3 protein-coding genes and 1 pseudogene are annotated in these 3,914 nt (G+C 43.1%); 2 read left to right on the top strand and 2 right to left on the bottom strand.

Features of this window, described 5'->3' with window-relative positions; translation table 11 throughout:
* The first annotated feature begins 617 nt into the window (after positions 1-617).
* Together F6K52_RS33545 and F6K52_RS33540 are read left to right on the top strand one after the other, a co-directional pair.
* A complete protein-coding gene (locus F6K52_RS33545; RefSeq protein ID WP_293089033.1) occupies positions 618-1,628 on the top strand; it encodes a phosphoribulokinase in 1,011 nt (336 codons plus the stop codon).
* A gap of 96 nt (positions 1,629-1,724) precedes the next feature.
* On the top strand, positions 1,725-2,087 hold the full coding sequence (locus tag F6K52_RS33540) for a hypothetical protein (RefSeq protein ID WP_293089030.1): 363 nt from the start codon (positions 1,725-1,727) through the stop codon (positions 2,085-2,087).
* 25 nt (positions 2,088-2,112) lie between these two features.
* Here F6K52_RS33540 and F6K52_RS33535 read toward each other — a convergent pair whose 3' ends face one another.
* Together F6K52_RS33535 and F6K52_RS33530 are read right to left on the bottom strand one after the other, a co-directional pair.
* A complete protein-coding gene (locus tag F6K52_RS33535; protein WP_293089027.1) occupies positions 2,113-2,700 on the bottom strand; it encodes a TIGR04376 family protein in 588 nt (195 codons plus the stop codon).
* A gap of 27 nt (positions 2,701-2,727) precedes the next feature.
* Positions 2,728-3,879 (bottom strand): annotated as a pseudogene (locus tag F6K52_RS33530) (RNA-guided endonuclease TnpB family protein).
* Positions 3,880-3,914 lie beyond the last annotated feature (35 nt).

Here is a 3,914-nt window from a genome sequence, read left to right as displayed (position 1 = left end):
CCAAATTGTGTAGCAGTGCTGGAATTAGTAGACTCGCTAGGACTAGACATTGCTTCTATTGCTCCAAACCAAACTGACTATGTATTGCTAACTATGTATTGCTAAGACTTGCCTTGGCACCACAAACGGACTCACGGTCGATGGGTGAGCGGCTAGCTAGTAATAACCCCGAATAATGCCTTATTAGCGTAACATTGTAAAGCTATGCCCAGTAATGTTTTGGTTTATCAGGGAGAGAATTAGTGTAGAGGCACTGCTAGGCACTACTCTCAAGTTACATGATGACTAACTCAAAAACTGTAAATCCTGAGTCAATTTAATTTTTTCTTTAAAAAATGCCCAACAAACCTTAGCATAAGTACTAAGCGAGGTAATGCTACTGACAATCAGCCTTGTATAAGCAATCTGGTTTTGGTAGAATCCACTATGAGCAGCTAGTAGTAAATACTTAAGCAGAGCTTGGCTTTGGTCTTCCCTAGTGGTTAGTACTTAAGCGAGTGGATTTATGGTGGCATGTTATCAAGCACCACTATAAGCGTGTGTCAGATTGCTCCCAGGCTTGGGCTTTGGCTTACTGAAAACTGATTTGAGAATATGTTTTACGTTAGAGGGAAGATATGACCACAGATCTGGAGAGGGTGGTAGTTATAGGAGTTGCTGGAGACTCAGGATGCGGTAAATCAACGTTTCTGAAGCGTTTGACCGACCTATTTGGCCAGGAGTTCATGACGGTGATTTGTCTCGATGACTATCACAGTCTGGATCGTAAACAGCGCAAAGAGAAAAAAGTTACTGCCCTTAATCCTAAGGCAAATAACTTTGACTTGATGTACGAGCAAATCAAAGCGCTTAAAGAAGGTCAGAGCATAGACAAACCTATCTACAACCATGAGACCGGTGAACTTGATCCACCAGAGCGGATTGAGCCAAATAAAGTTGTAGTGATTGAAGGTCTGCACCCTCTTTATGATGAGCGGGTGCGTGATCTCGTTGACTTCGGGGTTTACCTAGACATTAGCGATGAGGTCAAAATCCAATGGAAAATCCAGCGGGACATGGCAGAACGGGGCCATCGTTATGAGGATATCCTAGCGTCGATTGAAGCTAGACGTCCAGACTTTGAAGCTTACATTGAAGTCCAGAAGCAATACGCTGATGTGGTCATTCAAATCTTTCCCACCCAGCTGCTTCAGGGAGAGGCAGCTAAGGAAAGCAATCTACTGCGGGTGCGCCTAGTTCAAAAGGAAGGAGTGAAAGACTTCGAGCCAGTTTATCTGTTTGATGAAGGGTCAACCATCGATTGGAGACCTTGTGGTCGCAAGCTAACCTGTGCTTATCCTGGTCTGAAAATGTACTATGGACCAGACAGCTACATGGGTAACGAAGTCTCTGTACTAGAGGTAGATGGTCAGTTTGATAACCTAAACGAGATGATTTACATCGAAAGTCACCTCAGCAATACCTCAACCAAGTACGATGGAGAGATGACCGAGTTATTGCTCAAGCACAAGGATTATCCTGGCTCTAACAACGGTTCTGGGTTGTTCCAGGTTCTTGTTGGTCTGAAGATGCGGTCAACTTATGAAAGCTTGATATCCGCTCCAGCCAAAGTAGCAGCCAAGGTGTAGCATGGTCTAAAGGAGCTGATGGGAAAACTGTTTGCTTGACTCACATTCCATCAGCTTCCTCAGACGGAACAAACCGAATCAGAGCATAAGATTGGCATGGTATCGGATAGAGTTATAAAAATTTGGATAGCTAGCGTTTTGGTGTTTTTTGTGATAGTGGAAATCTACCAGTGGGTTAGACACGTAACTCTACCACTACCAGTGTTTATCTTAGCAGGAGCCTTATTAGCGATCGCTTCTAACTATGGCAAGCATCCAGGCTGGATTTTTCGCCAGCCTTCCTTCGGGTCTGATTCATCTGCTCCTAACAAGCGCCAAGACAGCCAAGACCAAGACATTACGAATAATACTGCTAAATTAAACCCTACAAAGCAGTCCTTATTTCCTACCTTGCCTATCCCAAAGAAATCAATTTCTTTTATTATTAATAGTCCTTTAAAAAAAAGGATGGATGAATGATAAAGGATGAATTCTTAATCCTTTATCAACGGTTCATATTACGCTTCATTTGCTCCAATTCTTCATCCATTTCCCAGCTTTTAAACTGTTGCTCTAAGGGGTCTACACCAGAAGGAATATTGTATTGGTTACTCTTGGTAGTCTGATTCCAGGCAAATGTCTGGGAGTTCTGCTTGGGCTGAGCACTTGCCCGAGCTGCTGCTGTATCTCTAGCTTTAGCCTGCACTTCAGCGCGACGGTTTTTAATCTGTTGTTGGAGTTCCTTGGCTTTAGTAATGCGCTGTTTAACCCCTTCCATCTGGCCCCAAAGCTGATTGCCTTGACGTAACAGAGCTGCTTCTCGCTCTTGAGCTCCTTTAGCCAAATCAAATTTGTTGTGGGACTTAGCCTTTTCAATACGCTCATGCCAACGTTGAATATCTTTGGCAACGGCGAGAATTTGGTCTTGCAACCGCTTTTCCTGTTGCTGTAAGTCAATAATTAGCCGCAGTGTGTCTTTTTCTTGCTCCCGCAACTGCTCCTCTAGTGCCTGTAACTCTAGATGAGGATTGTTGCGGAGAAATTCTTCTAGACGACTTTCTAGAAATCGATTCAGGTCTTCAAATAGTCCCACTGCACCACTATCCTATATCCTATTAGATCATATATCTTTCACTGCTACGAGAAACTGATATAATGCGGTACAAACCGTATTAAAGTTCCCTTCCTGCTTCTTTCCAGTTACCTGGTTTTTCATAGGGTGTCGGCACTTCCTATTCCACAGGCTTAGACCGAATAGCCTTCGGCAAAACGTTCGCGCATTGAGGCTGGCGTTATAGTCACGGTCAAAGACTTCACCGCAAACCTCACAATCAAAAACTCGTTCTTTAAGTGGCATTTCCTAAACATGACCACAACTAGAACAAGTTTTAGTGGATGGGTAGAATCTATCTACAAATACCAATGAGCAACCGTACCATTCAGACTTGTATGATACTTGACGACGAATTTCATAAAGAGCGGAATCGGCTATCGCACCTGCTAACTTATGGTTTTTTAGCAGACCGGAAACATTTAGATCTTCTAAGCCAATGACTGCGTGGTTTTTGCAAAGCCAAGAGGTTAATTTGTGGATTGCATCTTTTCGGATGTTAGCAATACGTTGATGGGCTTTAGCTAATTTTAGCTTGGTCTTATTTCTATTGGCAGAACCCATACTTCTTCTAGATAGTTCTCGTTGAAGTCTAGCCAGCTTTTTCTGAGCTTGTTTGTAAGCTCTAGGATTAGGAAATACCGTCCCATCTGAACATGTGGCTAGAACTTTAACCCCGACATCAACACCTAGATATTCTCTAGATTTAACAGTGGGTAATGCTTCCGACTCGTAGGCCAAAGAAATATACCAAGAATCGGCTACTCGACTGATTGTGACCCGCTTCGTCTGAATTTCAGGTAAAGGTTCATAAGTGCTAACCCACCCAATGAAAGGGAGTTTCAACCGAGTTCCTGAAAACTCCATGACCTTCCCACAATTATCTAGGGTGAAGCTATCATTTCTACCTTTTTTCTTGAACTTAGGGTGTTGAGCAATCCCTTGAAAAAATCGACTAAATGCTTCTCCTAAGTGCAGGAAAGCAAATTGGTAAACCCTAGAACTTAATGTGGACTGCCAGGTATACTGAGGCTTCACATGATGAGTATAGAACTTTTTCAACTTATTGGCTGAAGGTTTGAGTCCAGCTAATGCGGCTTCCTTCCACAGGTTTAAAGCCCAGTTCCAGACCCACCTAGAATACCCAGCGTGTTGAGCCATCAAGGTTTTTTGTTTGTTATTGAGTTTTAACTTGG

The organism is Moorena sp. SIO3H5 (genome assembly GCF_010692395.1).
Taxonomy (GTDB): domain Bacteria; phylum Cyanobacteriota; class Cyanobacteriia; order Cyanobacteriales; family Coleofasciculaceae; genus Moorena.
Note: the sequence above shows the minus strand (reverse complement) of the source record. Positions and strands in the feature narration are given on the sequence as shown.

What these genes read in the sequence shown, in the direction of transcription:
- F6K52_RS33545 (WP_293089033.1), top strand. Translation starts at nt 618, where the DNA reads ATGACCACAGATCTGGAGAGGGTGGTAGTTATAGGAGTTGCTGGAGAC.
- F6K52_RS33540 (WP_293089030.1), top strand. Translation starts at nt 1,725, where the DNA reads ATGGTATCGGATAGAGTTATAAAAATTTGGATAGCTAGCGTTTTGGTG.